The following is a 17,763-nucleotide window of genomic DNA, read 5'->3' on the forward strand; positions in this document are numbered from 1 at the left end:
ATGAACCTGACCGATGCGCAGCTGGGCGTGTGGCTGGCTCAGCAGAAGGCGCCCGGGAGCCCGTTGTACAACTGCGGTGTCCACTTCGGACTCGACGGGCCGATCTCGGCGTCGTCGCTCGCGAAGGCCGTGGCGATCGCCGTCGAGGACACCGAGTCCCTGCGCGTGCGGTTCGCCGAGGACGCGGACGGCGTGTACCAGGTGCCGCTCACCGAGGTGCCGGAACTGCGGTTCGTGGACCTCGGCGACGCGGAGGACCCCGACGCCGCCGCCGACGAGTGGATGCGCGGCGACCTCTCGGTCGCGGTGGACCTCGCCACCGGCCCGTTGTTCGGGCACGCCCTGATCCGCCTGGGAGCCGAGCGGTCCCTGCTGTACTTCCGCTACCACCACGCCGTGCTCGACGGGTGGGGTCAGACCCTGCACTGCCGCCGCATCGCCGAGGTCTACACCGCGCTGGTGGACGGCGAGGACGTGCCCGCCGCCGGGTTCGGCGCGCTCGCGGACCTTACGGCCGAGGCGGCGGGGTACGCGGACTCCCCGCGGCACGATCGCGACCGGGCCTACTGGCTCGACCAGTTCGCGCACCACGCGGAACCGGTCAGCCTGTCCGACCGGCAGGCCCCCGCCGGGCACAGCGACCTCACGCTGACGACCTGGCTCTCCGACGCCCAGTCCGAGCTGATGCGCGACGTCGCCGCCGGTGCCCGCACCCGCTGGACGACCGCGTTCGTGGCGGCGACCGCCGCCTACCTGCACCGCATGACCGGCCGCACCGACATCGTCCTCGGCCTCCCCGTGTCCGCGCGGACCTCCCCTCTCGCGCTGCGGACACCGGCGATGTTGGCGGGGGAGGTGCCGGTGCGGCTGGTCGTGCGGCCCACCGCGACGTTCGAGCAGCTCGTCGACCAGGCCGCGGCGCAGCTCACCGAAGCCGTGCGGCACCAGCGCTACTCCGGCGACCGGCTGCAGGCCGAGCTGGGCGGCCCGGTCACCGGGCCCGTCGTGAACCTCGTGACGTTCGACCAGTCCGTCTCCTTCGCCGGGCAGGAGGTCGTGGCCCGGCAGCTCTCCACCGGTCGCGTGAAGGACATCTCCGCGCACGTCTACGGCACGCCGGACGGCGCCGGCGGGATGCGGGTCGACTTCGACGCCAACCCCGGCCGCTACCACGCGGGCGAGGTGCGCGAGCACCGCGACCGGTTCCTGCGCTTCCTCGACGGCGTGCTCTCGGAGCCCGCCACGCCGATCGGCGCGATCAGCCTGCTCGACCCGGCCGAGCTGCACCGGTTGCTCGTCGAGTGGAACGACACCGCGCGCCGGGTGCGCGAGACGACGCTGCCCGAGCTGCTGGCCGAGCAGATCGCCGCCACCCCCGACGCCCTCGCGCTGGTGTGCGGTGACGACCGCCTGACCTACCGCGAACTCGGCGAGCGCGTGGACGGCCTGGCCCGGCGGATGGTCGCGCGCGGTGCCCGGCGGGGCACGTTCGTCGCCGTCGTGCTGCCGCGCTCGATCGACGCCGTGGTGACGTTGCTGGCCGTGCTGCGGTCGGGTGCCGCCTACCTGCCGGTCGAGCCGGCCGAACCGGCCGAGCGCCTGCGGTTCGTCCTCGACGACACCCGGCCCGTGCTGGTCGTGACGCCGGACGTGCTGGCGGGGATGACCGAGCCGGCCGAGGGGGAGCTCCACCCGCCGCTGCGCGGGGACGCGGCCTACGTGATCTACACGTCCGGTTCGACGGGCAGGCCCAAGGGCGTCGTCGTGGAGCACCGCTCGCTCGGCGACTACCTGGTGCGGGCCCGCGAGGTCTACCCGGCCGCGGGCGGGTCCTCGCTGGTGCACTCGCCGTTGTCCTTCGACCTCACGGTGACCGCGCTCTACACGCCGCTGGTCTCCGGGGGCGCGGTGCGCCTCGCGGACCTGACCGAGGACGGCGTGCGCGGCGCGGACCCGACGTTCATGAAGGTCACGCCGAGCCACCTGGAGATGCTGGAGGCGTTGCCGCGCAACGCCTCCCCGACGTCGATGCTGGTGATCGGCGGCGAGGCGCTGACCGGCCACAAGCTCGCCGCGTGGCGGGAGCGGCACCCGGACGTGGTGGTGTGCAACGCCTACGGCCCGACCGAGGCGACGGTCAACTGCCTCGACTTCCACCTGCCCGCCGGCGCTCCGACCGGCGAGGGCGCGGTCCCGGTCGGCCGGCCGTTCTGGAACACGCGGGCGTACGTGCTCGACTCCGCGCTGCAGCCCGCGCCCATCGGTGTCACGGGTGAGCTGTACGTCTCCGGCGCCGTGCTGGCGCGCGGGTACTGGCAGCGGCCCGGTCTCACGTCCGAACGGTTCGTCGCCGACCCGTTCGGGCCGCAGGGCGCGCGGATGTACCGCACCGGTGACCTGGCGCGCTGGCGGCCCGACGGCCTCGTCGAGTTCGCCGGGCGTGCCGACGACCAGGTGAAGCTGCGCGGCTTCCGGATCGAGCTCGGCGAGGTCGAGGCCGCGCTGGTCGCGCATCCCGGCGTGGTCGCCGCCGCCGTGGTCGTGCGCGAGGACCGGCCGGGAGACCAGCGCCTGGTCGCCTACGTCGTCGGTGCCACCGAAGGGCTGCGCGAGTGGCTCACCGCCAGGCTGCCGGAGCACATGGTGCCCTCGGCGCTGGTCGAGATGGACGCGCTGCCGTTGACCCGCAACGGAAAGCTGGACCGGCGGGCACTGCCGGTGCCCGCGGTCGAGGTGGCGGCCGGCCGTGCCGCGAGCACTCCGCACGAGGAAGCGCTCTGCGCGCTGTTCGCCGAGGTCCTCGGGGTGCCGGCCGTCGGCGTGGACGACGACTTCTTCCAGCTCGGCGGTCACTCGCTGCTGGCGACGGGGCTCGTGACCCGGATCAGGTCCACTGTGGACGTGGAGCTGCCGCTGCGGCAGCTGTTCGCGACCCCGACCGTCGCCGCGCTCGCCGCGGCGCTGGGCGACGAGTCCAGCTCCGTGCCGCGGCTCACCGGGCCGTGGGAACGACCCGACCCGCTGCCCGTCTCGTTCGCGCAGCACCGCTGGTGGATCCTCGACCGGCTCGACGAGAGCGGCGCGACGTACAACATCCCCGCCGCGCTGCGGGTGTCCGGCCGGCTCGACCGGGAGGCGGTGCGGCCCGCGCTGGCCGACGTCGTCGCCCGGCACGAGGCGCTGCGCACGGTGCTGCACGACGGGGACGAGCTGACCCAGGTCGTGCTGGAGCCGTTCGCTCCGGACCTGCCGGTCGTCAAGTCCACTGAGGACACCGTGCTGGAACAGGCCCGCGCCGCCGCACGGACGCCGTACGACCTGACCGCCGACACACCGCTGCGCGCGTTCCTGTTCGTGCTGAACGAGACCGAGCACGTGCTGCTGCTCGTCGTGCACCACGTCGCCGGCGACGGCTGGTCGATGGACCGCCTCGTCCGCGACTTCAGCACGGCCTACGCGGCGCGGTCCACCGGCGCGGAACCGGGCTGGGCGCCGTTGCCGGTGCAGTACGCGGACTACGCGCTGTGGCAGCGCGAAGTGCTCGGGTCCGACCGCGACCCGGACAGCGTCGTCAGCGAGCAGATCGCGTTCTGGAAGACGGCGCTCGCGGGCGTCCCGGACGAGCTCGCCCTGCCGTCGGACCGGCCGCGCCCCGCCGTCGCCTCGCACCGCGGCCGCCGCATCGAGTTCGACCTGCCCGCGTCGCTGCACGCCGGCATCACCGCGCTCGCGAGGGAGACGGGCACCAGCGTGTTCATGGTGCTGCAGGCGGCGATGGCCGTGCTGCTCACCCGGCTGGGCGCGGGCACCGACATCCCGATCGGCTCGCCGATCGCGGGCCGCACCGCCGACGTCGTCGAGGACCTGGTCGGCGTGTTCGTCAACACGATCGTCCTGCGCACCGACACGTCCGGCAACCCGGAGTTCCGCGACCTGCTGGCCCGCGTGCAGGAGACGAACCTGGCCGCGTACGCGCACCAGGACGTGCCGTTCGAACAGCTCGTCGAGGCGCTCGCACCCGACCGCTCGCTGGCCCGGCACCCCCTGTTCCAGGTGATGCTGAGCTACCAGAACACGTTCCGCCAGGACGGTGTCAACGCGCTGAACGCGCTGCCCGGCCTCGAGGTCGCGCTGCTCGACGCGGACCCCGGCGGCGCGGAGTTCGACCTGTCCATCGACCTGGGCGAGAACTTCACGGCGGGCGGCGACCCCGCCGGCATGAACGGCGGAATCCGGATCAGCACCGACCTGTTCGACCCGGAGACCGCTCTGCTCCTCGTGGACCGCCTGTCCCAGGTGCTCGGTTCGGTGACCACCGACCCCTCCCGGCGCGTCGGCGACGTCGACGTGCTGCTGCCGGCCGAGCGAAGGCTGATCCTCGAGGAGCGCAACGACACGGCTCGTGCCGTGCCGGTCCGGCCGCTGCCGGACCTGTTCGCCGAACAGGTCCGGCTCGGTCCGGAACGGATCGCCGTCGAGCACGGCGCCGTGGCGCTCACCTACGCCGAACTCGACGCGCGGGCGTCGGAGATCGCCGGCCGCCTCGTCGCGGAAGGGGCCGGGCCGGAGACCGTGGTCGCGCTCTCGCTGCCGAGGTCCGCGGACCTGGTCGCGGCGGTGCTGGGCGTGCTCAAGACCGGTGCCGCCTACCTGCCGATCGACCAGGACACCCCGGCCGGCCGGGTGAGCACGATCCTGGAGGACGCCGAACCGGCGCTGACGATCACCCCCGAGTGGCTCGCGGAGAGCGGTGGGGCTCCCGCTCTCGCGGAAGTCCGGCACGATCCGCGACATCCCGCGTACGTGATCTACACGTCCGGGTCGACGGGCAGGCCCAAGGGCGTCGTCGTCTCGCACGTCGGCCTGTCGAGCCTCGCCGCCACGCAGATCGAGGGCTTCGGCGTCACCCCGGACAGCCGCGTGCTGCAGTTCGCGTCCATCGGCTTCGACGCGTCGGTCTCCGAGATCTGCATGGCGCTGCTGTCGGGCGCGACACTCGTCGTGCCCACCGCGGACGAACGCGAGCCGGGCGAGCCGCTGGCCCGCTTCCTGCGCGAGCGCGCCATCACGCACGCCACGATCCCGCCCGCCGCGCTCGCGGTGATGTCCCCGGACGACGTGCCGGCGGGCCTCGTGGTGGTCGTCGCCGGTGAGGCGTCGAACCCCGACCTGGTCGACCGCTGGGCGGCCGCGCACCCGATGTTCAACGCCTACGGCCCCACCGAGAACACCGTCGACGCGACCTGGAGCAGGCTGCGGCCCGGGGGCGAGGTGACGATCGGCACGCCGTCGGTCAACACGCGGGTGCACGTGCTCGACGACCGGCTGGTGCCGGTGCCGCGGGGAGTGCCCGGCGAGCTGTACCTCGCCGGGCACGGGCTGGCGCGCGGCTACCTGCGCCGGCCGGCGCTGACCGCGGAACGGTTCGTGGCGAACTCGTTCGGCGAGGGCAGGCTCTACCGCACCGGTGACGTCGTGCGCTGGGACCGCTCCGGCGAGCTCGAGTACCTCGGCCGCGCCGACGACCAGGTGAAGCTGCGCGGGTTCCGGATCGAACTGGGCGAGGTCGAGGCCGCTCTCGGCACGCACCCGCGGGTCCGGCAGTGCGTCGTGGTGGCGCGCGAGGACCGGGGCGAACGCCGGCTCGTCGCCTACGTCGTGGCGGACGGCGCCCCGCCGTCGGAGGCGGACCTGCGCTCGCACCTCGGGGCGTTGCTGCCCGCGCACATGGTGCCCGGCGCGTTCGTGTTCCTCGTGGCACTGCCGGTCGACCTGTCCGGCAAGGTGAAGCGGGCCGCATTGCCCGCGCCGGAGATCACCTCCGCTCGGGGGCGCGGACCGCGCGACCCGCGGGAGGAGATCCTCTGCGGGCTCTTCGCGGAGGTGCTCGGCCTCGCCTCGGTGGGGGTCGACGACAACTTCTTCCACCTCGGCGGGCACTCGCTGCTCGGCACCGCGCTGGTGGCGAAGCTCCGCACGGTGTTCGGCGTGGAGCTGACCATCCGCCAGCTCTTCAAGACGCCGACCGTCGCGGGACTCGCCGCCGTGGTGGGGGAGAGCGCCGGGACGACGCGGCCGCGCATCGGCTCGGTCGCGCGGCCCGGCCGGCTGCCGCTGTCGTTCGCACAGCTTCGGCTCTGGTTCCTCGACCGGCTGGAGGGACCGAGCGACACCTACACGATGTCGTTCGCCCTGCGGGTGTCCGGCGCGCTGGACCCGGACGCGCTGGGCCAGGCGGTCCGCGACGTCGTCGGACGCCACGAGGTGCTGCGCACCGTGCTGCGCGAGGACTCCGGGGGACCGCACCAGGTCGTCCTCGACGGACCGGACGTGCCGTTCTCCCTCGTGCGGGCCACGAAGGCCGAGCTGCCCGGACTGGTGTCCGCGGCCTGCGCCGTGCCGTTCGACCTGACCGCCGACGTCGTGCTGCGCACCCACCTGTTCGACCTGGGCGGTGAGCAGCTGCTGCTGTTCGTGCTGCACCACGTCGCCGGGGACGGCGCGTCGCTGCCCGTGCTCGCGAACGACGTCGCCAAGGCCTACGAGGCGCGGGCCGCGGGAGTGGCCCCGCAGTGGTCGCCGCTGCCCGCGCAGTACGCGGACTACGCGGTGTGGCAACGGGAACTGCTCGGGTCGGAGGACGACCCGGAGAGCCTCGCCGCACGCCAGGTCGCCCACTGGGCGGAGGTGCTGCGCGGGATTCCGGCGGAGCTGGAGATCCCGGCCGACCGGCCCCGCCCGGCGGTGCCGTCCTACCGGGGCGGGCGGGTCGAGTTCAGCGTGCCCGCCTCGGTGCGGGCGCGGATCGCGGACCTCGCGCGGTCGCTCGACGCCACCGAGTTCATGGTCGTGCAGGCCGCGCTCGCGGTGCTGCTCGGCCGGTTGAGCGGCGGGACGGACATCCCGATCGGCACGCCGGTCGCCGGCCGCACGGACGAGGGCGTCGAACGGCTCGTCGGGTTCTTCGTGAACTCGCTGGTGCTGCGCACCGACCTGTCCGGCGACCCGACGTTCGCCGAGCTGGTGGCGCGCGTGCGGGAGGGCGACCTCGCGGCGTTCGCGCACCAGGACGTGCCGTTCGAGCGCCTGGTCGAGGTGGTCGCGCCGGAGCGCGCGATGGCGCGGCACCCGCTGTTCCAGGTGATGCTGACGTTCGACAACTCCGACCAGGACGGCATCGCGGCGGCGCTGGGCGACCGGCTCGGCACGAAGATCACGCCCGAGGTCACCGACGCCGGTGTGGCGAAGTTCGACCTGCTCTTCGGCTTCGGCGAGCAGCGGGACGGCGGCCTGCGCGGAGCACTGCTCTACAGCACGGACCTCTACGACCGGGTCACCGCGCAGATCTTCACCGAGCGCCTGCTGCGGGTGCTCGACGCCATCGCGCCGGACGTGCCGATCTCGCGGATGGACGTGCTCGCGCTCGGTGAGCGCACACGGCTGCTGAAGTCGTGGAACGCCACCGCGCACCGCGTTCCGCGGACCACGCTCGCCGACCAGTTCTCGGCGCAGGTCCGCCGCACGCCGCGCGCACCCGCGCTGGTGTGCGGCGACACGACGCTGAGCTACGTGGAGCTGGAGCGCCGGGCCAACCGGCTCGCCCGGCTGCTCGTCTCGCGGGGCGCGGGCCCGGACACCGTGGTCGCCGTCGCGGCGCCCCGGTCGCTGGAACTGGTCGTCGCGCTGCTCGCCGTGCACAAGGCGGGCGCGGCGTACCTGCCGATCGACCCGTCGCACCCCGCCGAGCGCAACGCGTTCGTGCTCGCCGACGCCAGGCCGGCGTTGGTCGTCACGACCGCCGCGGCGCCGCTGGACGGCGCGCTGGTGCTGGACAGCCAGGCCGTGCGCGACGAGCTGATGGCGCAGGACGACTCCCCGGTGACGTCCGACCTGCTGCCGGAGAACGCGGCGTACGTGATCTACACGTCCGGGTCGACGGGGCGGCCCAAGGGCGTCGTCGTGCCGCACTCCGGCATCGTCAACCGGCTCGCGTGGATGCAGCACGAGTACCGCCTCACGAGCGTGGACCGCGTGCTGCAGAAGACGCCCGCCGGGTTCGACGTGTCGGTGTGGGAGTTCTTCTGGCCGCTGATCACCGGTGCCGTGCTCGTCGTCGCGAAGCCGGACGGGCACCGCGACCCGGCCTACCTCGCCGAGGTCGTCCGGCGGGAGCGGATCACCACGATCCACTTCGTGCCGTCGATGCTGCAGGCGTTCCTCGCGGAACCGGCCGCCGCGTCGTGCACCGGGCTGCGCCAGGTGATCTGCAGCGGTGAGGCGCTGTCCGGCGAGCTGCGCGCGCAGTTCGCCCGTGTGCTCGGCCGCGGGCTGCACAACCTCTACGGCCCCACGGAGGCGTCGGTCGACGTCACGTACTGGCCGTGCACCGAGGACACCGGTCTCGCTCCCGTGCCGATCGGCCGTCCGGTGTGGAACACCCAGGTCCACGTGCTGGACCGGTACCTGCAACCGGTGCCGCCGGGCGTGCGGGGGGAGCTGTACCTCGCGGGCGCGCAGCTGGCCCGCGGCTACTCGGGACGGCCGGGGCTCACCGCCGAACGGTTCGTCGCCTCGCCGTTCGGGGGCCGGATGTACCGGACCGGCGACCTCGCGCGCTGGAGCACCGGCGGGTACCTGGAGTACCTGGGGCGCACCGACGACCAGGTCAAGATCCGCGGTCAGCGGGTCGAGCTGGGCGAGGTCGAGTCGGCGTTGCTGCGCTCGCCCGCGGTGCGCGAGGCCGCGGTGAAGCAGGCGGGCGACGGACTCGTCGGCTACGTCGTGGGCACGGCGCCGGCGCGCGAATGGTTGCGCGAGGTGCTGCCCGACCACATGGTGCCCTCGGTGGTCGTGGAGCTGGACGCGTTGCCGTTGAGCGCCAACGGGAAGCTGGACCGCGGGGCACTGCCCGCACCGGAGGTGAAGGCCGGCACCGCCGCACCGCGGGACGCCCGCGAGGCGTTGCTGTGCCAGGTGTTCGCCGAGGTGCTGGGTGTGCCGTCGGTCGGCGTGGAGGACGACTTCTTCGCGCTGGGCGGGCATTCGCTGCTCGCCACGAGGCTGGCGAGCCGGCTGCGGACCGTGTTCGGCGTCGAGGTGCCGATCCGCAGCCTGTTCGAGCACACGACCGTCAGCGCGTTGTACGACGCGTTGCCGTCGGAGTCGTCGGAACGGACGGCGATCGTGCGGCGCGAACGGCCGGACCGCGTTCCGCTGTCCGCTGCGCAGCAACGGTTGTGGGTGCTGCACGAACTGCACGGGCCGAACCCCGGCTACAACATCGCGGCCGCGCTGCGGCTGTCCGGCGACCTCGACCCGGCCGCGCTCGAGCTGGCTCTGGGCGACGTGGTGTGGCGGCACGAGGCGCTGCGGACCGTGCTCGTCGCGGACGACGACGGCGCGCACCAGGTCGTGCTGCCCTCCGCCCGGCCCGTGCTCGGGGTCGCGGAGGTGACCGGGGAGCGGCTGGACGAGGAGCTCGTCGCCGCCGCCCGGTACGCGTTCGACATCACCGCCGAACTCCCCCTGCGGGCCACGGTGTTCACCACCGGCCCCGGCAGTCACGTGCTGCTGCTCCTGCTGCACCACGTCGCCGGCGACGGCTGGTCGTTGCCGGTGCTCGCGGGCGAGCTGACCGAGGCGTACGGCGCCTATCGCAGTGGTGGCGCGCCGCAGTGGCGGCCGTTGCCGGTGCAGTACGCGGACTACGCGCTGTGGCAACGGGACCTGCTCGGCTCGCAGGACGACCCGGCGAGCCTGGTCTCGCGCCAGCTCGCGTTCTGGGCGGACGCGGTGCGCGGCCTGCCCGCCGAACTGGCGCTGCCGGCGGACCGGGCCCGTCCCGCCGTGCCGTCCTACCGGGGCGGCCGGGTGGAGTTCGCGCTGCCCGCCGGGGTGCGCGACGGGATCACCGCGCTGGCCGGGACCGAGGACGTCACGCTGTTCATGGTCCTGCAGGCCGCGCTGGCCGTGCTGCTGTCACGGCTGGACGGCGGCACGGACGTCCCGATCGGCACGCCGGTCGCCGGCCGCACCGACGAGGCCGTGGAGGGCCTGATCGGGTTCTTCGTGAACTCGCTGGTGCTGCGCACCGACCTGAGCGGAGACCCGACGTTCCGCGCGCTGCTGGCACGGGTGCGGGAGACCGACCTGGCCGCGTTCGCGCACCAGGACGTGCCGTTCGAACGGCTGGTGGACGCGCTGGCACCGGAGCGGTCGCTGTCGCGGCACCCGCTGTTCCAGGTGATGCTGAACGTCGACGGCGCCGACCGGCGCACCGCGATGGAAGCCGTGCGCGGGCTTCCCGGCCTCGACGTGACGCGGTACGACCTGGACCTGGGCACGGCGAAGTTCGACCTGACGTTCAACGTCCGCGCGGACGACCTCGACGGTGAACTGGTCTACAGCACCGACCTGTTCGACCACGACACGGCGGCCTCCGTCGTGGAGCTGTTCGCCCGCTTGCTCGAGCGGCTGGTGGCCGAGCCGGACGAGGCGGTCTCCGCGGTCACCGCGGCCGCCGTCCCGAGCCTGCCGGTCGTCACCGACGTGCCGGAGCTGCCGTTGCCCGGCTTCTTCTCGCCGCGGCACCGGGAGAACGTGGCGGTCGAGTGCGGCGGGGTCTGCCTGACCTACGCCGAGCTCGACGCGCGGGCGAACCGGCTGGCGCACTGGCTGATCGGCCGGGGCGTCGGCGCGGAACAGCTGGTGGCACTGGAGTTCGGGCGCACCGCGGACGCGTTCGTCGCGATGCTCGGCGTGCTCAGGGCGGGGGCGGCGTACCTGCCGCTCGACCCGGAGCACCCGCGTGAGCGGACCGAGTTCATGCTCTCCGACGCCGGGCCCGCGCTGGTGCTGCGGGAGCTGCCGGACCTCGGACCGTTCCCCGCCACGGCACCGGAAGTCCACATCGGACTGGACCAGCCCGCGTACGTCATCTACACCTCCGGCACGACCGGGCGGCCCAAGGGCGTCGTCGTGACGCACCGCGGTTTCGGCAGCCTGCTGACGCTCGCCGCCGAGCACGGCGTGGACGCCGGGAGCCGGGTGCTGCAGTTCGCCTCGTTCAGCTTCGACGTGTCGGTGCTGGAGACGTGGACGGCCTGGTCGACCGGCGCGACGCTGGTGGTGCTGCCGGACCGCACGGACCTCGCGGACTTCGTCGCCCGGCACCGGATCACCTACGCGAAGCTGCCGGTGTCGGTGGTGGCGGCCCTGGACAAGGACGCCGACCTGCCCGTCACCACGCTCGTCGTGGGCGGCGAAGCGGTCTCGCAGGAGGTGGCGCGGCGCTGGTCCGGCGGGCGCACGACGATCAACGCGTACGGCCCGACCGAGACCACGGTCAACGTCGTGACGAGCGCCCCGCTGACCGGGCGGGAGATCCCGCCCATCGGCAGGCCGATCGCGAACGCCGGCGTGCACGTGCTGGACCGGTTCCTGCGGCCGGTGCCCGCGGGCGTGGCCGGGGAGCTGTACGTGTCCGGCCCGTCGCTGGCGCGCGGCTACCTCGGCAGGCCCGGCCTGACCGCGGAACGGTTCGTCGCCGCGCCGCACGGCCGCATGTACCGCACGGGAGACCTGGTCCGCTGGACCGCGTCCGGCGAACTGCGGTTCATCGGCCGCGCGGACGACCAGGTGAAGCTGCGCGGGTTCCGGATCGAGCCCGGCGAGGTCGAGGCGGTGCTGCGCGAGCAGGTCGAGCAGGCCGCGGTGGTCGTGCGCGACGGCAGGCTCGTCGCCTACGTCGTGGGCGGTGAACCCTCGCGGGAACGGCTCGCGCGCACGCTGCCCGGCTACCTCGTCCCGGCCGCGTTCGTGGTCCTGGACGCGTTGCCGCTCACCCCGAACGGCAAGCTCGACCGCGCCGCGCTGCCGGCACCGGAGTTCGCCGCGGCCGGGTTCCGCGAGGCCGGCGACGACGCCGAGGCGTTGCTCTGCACGCTCTTCGCCGAGGTGCTGCGGGTCGAGCGGGTGGGCGTCGACGACGGGTTCTTCGCGCTCGGCGGCGACAGCATCATGGCGATCGGTCTGGTGAGCAGGGCCCGCCGCGCGGGTCTGCGGTTCGCCGTCCGCGACGTGTTCGAGCAGCAGACCGTGGCCGCCCTGGCGTCGGTGGCGCAGGACGCGCGGCAGGCGGTGGTGCACGAGCCCGGGACCGGGGACCTGCCGCTGCTGCCGATCGTGCACCGGTTCGCCGGCCGCGGCGGGCCGATCGGGCACTTCAGCCAGTCGCACCTCGTGCGCGTGCCGGCCGAGGCCACCGAGGACCAGCTGCGCCAGGCGTTGCAGGCCGTGGTCGACCACCACGACGCGTTGCGGACACGGCTCGACACCACCGGCGGCTGGTCGTTGCACGTCGATCCGCCCGGTGCCGCCGTGGAGCTGCGGCGGGTGTCCGGTGCCGAAATCCGGGACGAGGCCGTCGCCGCGCGGCGCCGGCTCGACCCGCGGGCGGGGGCGGTGGTGCAGGCGGTCTGGTTCGAGGACCGGCGGCAGCTCCTGCTGGTGCTGCACCACCTCGTGGTCGACGCGGTGTCGTGGACGGTGCTGCTGCCCGACCTCGCCGAGGCCTGGCACGCGGTGGCGGCCGGTCTGGCACCGGACCTCGCCCCGGTCGCGACCTCGCTGCGGGGCTGGGCGAAGGCCCTCGCCGCGCAGGACCGCGTGGCCGAGCTGCCGGGCTGGATCGAGACCCTGGCACCGGAGCCGCTGCTGGGCTCGCGCGCGCTGGACGGCGACACGCGGGCCGAGTCGGCCAAGGTGTCGGTGACGCTGCCACCGCACCTCACCGACGCGCTGCTGACGTCCGTGCCGACGACGTTCGGTGCCGCGGTGGACGAACTGCTGCTCGCCGCGCTCGCCCAGGCCGTCGGCCGCACGGTGCTGGTGGACGTCGAACGGCACGGCCGGGAAGAGGAACTGGTGCCCGGCGCGGACCTCTCCCGCACCGTCGGCTGGTTCACCGCGGTTCACCCGCTGCGGCTGGAGTTCGCCTCCGACGTCGTCGCGCAGGTGGCACTGACCGGTGAGCAGGTGCGGGCACATCCGGACCGCGGGATCGGGTTCGGCGTGCTGCGCCACCTCGACGCGGACGCGGCCGCCGTGCTGGCACCGCTGGCCCGGCCGCAGATCACCCTGAACTACCTGGGCCGGGTCTTCGCGGCCGAGGAGTCCGACTGGTCGGTGGTGTCCGGTGTGGACACCGGGCCGGAGCACGACCCGGCCATGCCCCTGACGCACGTGCTGGAGATCAACGCCGCCGCCCGGCAGGGGGAGGACGGCGCGGAGCTCGTCGCCACCTGGACGTACGCGACCGGGGTGCTCGGCGAGGCGGAGGTGCGGGCGCTCGCCGGGAACTGGCTGGGCGCGCTCGCCGACCTGGTGGCCCGCGCCGGGCAGTCCCTCGACCACGAGATCGACGACTTCGAGGCAGAGCTCGAGAACGAATGGGAGACGTTGACGTGAGCCGACAGTCCCGAGTGGTGCAGGACGTCCTGCCGCTCTCGCCGTTGCAGGAGGGCTTGCTGTTCCACCACCGGCTCACGGGCGAGGGCACCGACCTCTACGTCGGCCAAGTCGTGATCGACCTCGCCGGCCCCGTCGACGTGCCGGCGCTGCGCCGGGCCGCGCAGGCGTTGCTGGAGCGCCACGACGGCCTGCGCGCCTGCTTCCGCCCGCGCAAGTCCGGGGAACTGGCGCAGCTCGTCGTGCGCTCGGTCCCGGCGGCGTGGCAGGAGGTGCGGGCCACGGCCGACGAGTCCGAGGAGCTGATCGAGGCGGAACGGCTGCGCCGGTTCGACCTGGCCACGCCACCGCTGCTGCGGTTCCTGCTGATCGCGACCGGGGACGGCCACCGGCTGGTCCTCACGTTCCACCACGTCGTCGTGGACGGCTGGTCGCTGCCCGTCCTGGTGCGCGAGCTCCTGGCCCTGTGCGGGCAGGAGGCGGCGCTGCCGAAGGCCCGGCCGTTCGGCGACTACCTGCGCTGGCTCGGCCGGCAGGACCGGGACGCGGCGCTGCGGGCGTGGCGGGACGCGCTGGGTGACGTCGGCGAGCCCACGCTCGTCGCGCCCGACGTCTCGCCGGAGGCCGTGCTGCCCGAGCAGGTGCACCGCGCACTGTCCGAAGAGGACACCTCGGCGCTGGTGGCGTGGGCGCGGTCGAACGGGCTGACGCTGAACACCGTCGTGCAGGGCGTCTGGGGCCTGGTGCTGGGCGGCTTCACCGGACGCGCCGATGTCGTCACCGGCAGCACGGTGTCCGGCCGGCCGCCGGAGCTCGACGGCGTCGAGTCGATGGTGGGCATGTTCATCAACACCGTGCCGCTGCGCGTGCGGACGAACCCGCGCGAGGAGCTGCTCGAACTGCTCCGGCGCCTGCAGTCCGAGCAGTCGGCGCTCCTGCCGCACCAGCACGTCGGGCTCACCGACAGCCAGGGCGGCCGCGAGCTGTTCGACACGCTCTACGCGTTCCAGAACTACCCGTCCAGCGGGTCCGCCGCGCAGGGCGGGCTCGCCGTCACCGCCGTCGCGGCGCGCGGCGGCGACGCCACGCACTACCCGCTGACGTTCATCGTCGGACCGGGCCGCACGCTGCGGTTCCACCTCGACCACCGGCCGGACGCGCTGGACACCCGGACCGTGGAGGCGCTGGCCGACCAGGTGCTGCGGCTCCTCTCCCAGGTCCCGCGGCTCGCGCACGTCCCGGTCGGCCGCATCGCGCTGCTCGGCGAGGAGGACCGCGCCGCCGTCCGGCGCCGGGGCGAAGGCCCCGGGGACGTGGCGCGCGTCGACGCGAGCATCCCGGAGCTGTTCGAGGCCCGGGTCCGGCGCGCCCCCGACGCCGTCGCCGTCGTCAGCGAGGGGACGGAACTGACCTACGGCGCGCTGGACGAGGCCGCGAACCGGGTGGCGCACGACCTGGCCGACCGCGGCATGGGACCGGGATCGGTGGTGGCGCTGCTGCTGCCGCGCGGGCCCGAGCTCGTGCCCGCCGTCCTCGGCGTGCTCAAGTCCGGGGCCGCGTACCTGCCCATCGACCCGGTGCAGCCGGTCGACCGCGTCCGCTACCTGCTGGGCGACGCGGACGCGGCGGTGCTCCTGACCGTCCGCGAGCAGGCGGACCGGCTGCCCGCGGACCTGCCGGCGGACGTGGTCGTGCTGGACGACCTGCCGGAGCACCTCCCCGTGACCGCCGTCGAGCGGGTGGTGCCGTTGCTGCCGCAGCACCCCGCGTACGTCATCTACACCTCGGGTTCCACCGGGGAGCCCAAGGGGGTCGTCGTCACGCACGAGAACGTCGTGCGGCTGATGACCGCGACCGAGCGGCACTTCGGGTTCGCCGAGACCGACGTCTGGACCCTGTTCCACAGCTACGCCTTCGACTTCTCGGTCTGGGAGCTGTGGGGGCCGCTGCTCCACGGCGGCAAGCTCGTCGTGGTGCCGCACGACGTCAGCCGTTCCCCCGGCGAGTTCCTCGAGCTGCTCGCCGAGCACCGGGTGACGTTCCTCAACCAGACCCCGTCGGCGTTCTACCAGCTGGCGCAGGCCGACGCCGAGAACCCCGGCCGCGCGCTCGCGCTGCGCCACGTCGTGTTCGGCGGCGAGGCGCTCGAACCCGCGCGCCTGGCCGGCTGGTACGCCCGGCACCCGGACGGCCCGCTGCTGTCCAACATGTACGGCATCACCGAGACGACCGTGCACGTCAGCCACCTGGCGCTGGACGCGACCGTGTCGCGCAGCCTGATCGGCGGCCCGATCGCCGACCTGTCCGCGTACGTGCTGGACCACGACCTGCGCCTGGTCGCCCCCGGTGTCACGGGCGAGCTGTACGTCGCGGGTGCCGGTCTGGCGCGGGGATACCTGAACCAGCCCGGCCGCACCTCCGCTCGATTCGTCGCGAACCCGTTCGGCACCGGCCGGCTCTACCGCACCGGTGACCTGGCGCGGTGGACGGACGACGGGCTCGAGTACCTGGGCCGGTCCGACCAGCAGGTGAAGGTCCGCGGGTTCCGCATCGAGCTGGGCGAGATCGAGGCGAAGATCGTCGCGCAGCCGGGGGTCGCCGACGCGGCCGTGGTGCTGCGGGAGATCACCGCGGGCGACGAGGGACTGGTCGCGTACGTCGTCGGTGACGTCGAGCCGGCGGCGTTGCGCGACCGGCTCGGTGACGCCCTGCCCGCCTACATGGTGCCCGCGGCGTTCGTCGTGCTGGACGCGTTGCCGTTGACGGTCAACGGAAAGCTCGACCGCGCCGCCCTGCCCGCACCGGACCGCACGACGAGTGCCCGCTCCCGTGCGGCGCGCACGCCGCGCGAGGAGATCCTCTGTGGACTCTTCGCCGAGGTGCTCGGGGTGGCCTCCGTCGGCGTGGACGACGACTTCTTCCTGCTGGGCGGGCATTCGCTGCTGGCGGTGCGGCTCGCCGGGCGCGTCCGCTCGACGCTGAAGGCCGAGGTGTCGATCCAGCAGATCTTCGGCAGCCCCACGCCCGCCGGCATCGCCGCGTGCCTGGACGGTGCCGGCGAGGCCCGTGCCGGCGTCGTGGCCGTGCCGAGGCCCGCCGAGGTCCCGCTGTCGTCGGGGCAGCGGAGGCTGTGGTTCCTGCACCGCTTCGAGGAGCCGAACGCCGTCTACAACCTGCCGATGGCGCTGCGCGTGTCCGGGCGGCTCGACGCCGACCGGCTGCGGCAAGCGCTTGCGGGCGTCGTCGCGCGGCACGAGGTGCTGCGGACGGTCTACGCGGAGGGCACCGGAGGGCCGGTCCAGGTCGTGCTCCCGGACGCCGTCGCGGCGCTGGACGTGGTCCCGTGCCACGAGGACGAGCTCGCCGACCGCCTCGCGGAGGCGTCCGGGCACGTGTTCGACCTGGGCGCCGAGTGCCCGGTGCGGGTGACGGTGTTCGAGACCGGGGCCGAGTCGGTGGTGCTGGTGCTGCTGCACCACATCGCGGGCGACGGCTGGTCGGTCTCGCTGCTGCTGCGGGAGCTCGGTGAGCTCTACGCCGGCCGGGCGCTGCCGGAGCTGGAGGTGCAGTACGCGGACTACGCGCTGTGGCAGGCGGAGGTGCTCGGCGCCGAGGGCGACGACGACAGCCCGGCCGCCCGTCAGCTCGGCTACTGGCGTGCCCGGCTGGCCGGGCTGCCCACCCAGCTCGAGCTGCCGACCGACCGGCCGCGCCCGGCGGTGGCGTCCTACCGCGGCGACCGCGTCGAGTTCGACGTCCCTCCCGAGCTGCACGCCGGGTTGACCGCCCTCGCCCGCGGCACGGGCACGAGCGTGTTCATGGTCGTGCAGGCCGCGCTGGCGGTCCTGCTGTCCCGCATGGGCGGCGGCACGGACGTCCCGATCGGCACGCCCGTCGCGGGCCGCGTCGACGAGGCGGTCGAGGGCCTGGTCGGGTTCTTCGTGAACTCGCTCGTGCTGCGCACGGACGTCTCCGGCGACCCCGCGTTCTCCGAGCTGCTGGGCCGGGTGCGCGACGCCGACCTGGAGGCGTACGCGAACCAGGACGTGTCGTTCGAACGGCTCGTCGAGGTGCTGAACCCGGAGCGGTCGCTGAGCAGGCACCCGTTGTTCCAGGTGATGCTCACGTTCGACAACGCGGGCCTCGGGCTGACCGCGGACGAGCTCGGCGGGCTGTTCGGCGCGCGGGTCGCGCCGCAGCCGGTGCGCGCGGCGGCGGCCAAGTTCGACCTGCTCTTCACCTTCGGCGACCGCGGCGACGGACTGCGGGGCGCGCTGCTCTACAGCACCGACCTGT

At 74.0% G+C, this 17,763-nt stretch carries 2 protein-coding genes (1 of these 2 only partly in view); both read left to right on the forward strand.

Features of this window, described 5'->3' with window-relative positions; all coding sequences use genetic code 11:
- Positions 1-13,467, forward strand: coding sequence for an amino acid adenylation domain-containing protein (locus ACFWGZ_RS06285; protein WP_382450402.1), 13,467 nt, complete (start codon positions 1-3; stop codon positions 13,465-13,467).
- A protein-coding gene (locus ACFWGZ_RS06290) for a non-ribosomal peptide synthase/polyketide synthase (protein WP_382450403.1) crosses the window boundary here: on the forward strand, positions 13,464-17,763 show its start. The gene runs 15,263 nt beyond the window's last position; the window shows 4,300 of its 19,563 coding nt (coding positions 1-4,300); its start codon is at positions 13,464-13,466; the stop codon falls past the right edge of the window. The genes ACFWGZ_RS06285 and ACFWGZ_RS06290 overlap by 4 nt, the downstream gene beginning before the upstream one ends.

Origin of the sequence: Lentzea sp. NPDC060358, assembly GCF_042725365.1 — a bacterium.
Taxonomy (GTDB): domain Bacteria; phylum Actinomycetota; class Actinomycetes; order Mycobacteriales; family Pseudonocardiaceae; genus Lentzea.

Coding starts and splice junctions, on each gene's coding strand:
- ACFWGZ_RS06285 (WP_382450402.1), top strand. CDS start 1: ATGAACCTGACCGATGCGCAGCTGGGCGTGTGGCTGGCTCAGCAGAAG.